The organism is Arthrobacter zhaoguopingii (assembly GCF_009828605.1).
GTDB classification, from domain to species: Bacteria; Actinomycetota; Actinomycetes; order Actinomycetales; family Micrococcaceae; genus Arthrobacter_D; species Arthrobacter_D zhaoguopingii.
Genome location: NZ_WIAE01000043.1, coordinates 1 through 693, shown reverse-complemented (window position 1 = coordinate 693; position 693 = coordinate 1). Strand labels below are relative to the sequence as shown.

General features: G+C 59.5%; 1 protein-coding gene. It reads right to left on the bottom strand.

Translation table 11 applies throughout. The features are described from left to right. On the bottom strand, window positions 1-556 hold a 556-nt coding region (locus GVV77_RS18050), incomplete at its 3' end, for a hypothetical protein (protein ID WP_159620710.1). Window positions 557-693: the final 137 nt, after the last annotated feature.

Here is a 693-nt window from a genome sequence, read left to right as displayed (position 1 = left end):
TTTGGTCGGCTGCGATGACATCGACGTCAATGGTGGACACGGTGCGGGTGCCCGCGGGAGTGTCGAATTCGAGGGTGGCTGCGCTGTACTCTCCGGGGTTGCTGCCAGCAAGCCACACAGCACCCCAGATACCGTCGGCTAGCGTGGTTTCGGTCACGGTTCCGGAGGCGCTGATGACGCGTACTGCGGTGACGTCTTCTCCTGCCTGCCCGCTGAGCTGAGCGTAGTTCTGCCCGGTCGCTGCACTTCCAAAGCCTGCGACATAGCCGAATGAGATGATCTGGTCCGCCGGTAGGCCGGTTCGAAGAGACGTTGATCCCGTTGAGACGACCTCGCCGTTTTCCTGGAAGGATTCGACCAACGTTCCACCTTGGACAGCCCATTTTCCTTCGTAGTTGGCGACCGATTGTGACACCAGCGGTGAGATAACAGCGGCCTGCACATCGGCGCCGGGCACCGAACTTGCCGCTGTGGTGGTAACTGTGACGCCGACACCAATACCGATGATCGCTGCAGAGGCGGTGATCCTCCGGGCCATGCTTTTCGTTGTTTTCACGTTGTTCTCCTTGGGTGGTGATAGCTAGTGAAGGGGACGATTGCGCAGGTGCGCATCGTCTTGCTTCAGCTTTCCAGTTTCACGAAGCAGGATCATCGCCTCAGGGAATGAACCCGGCCTCATCCCCAGGGATGAGA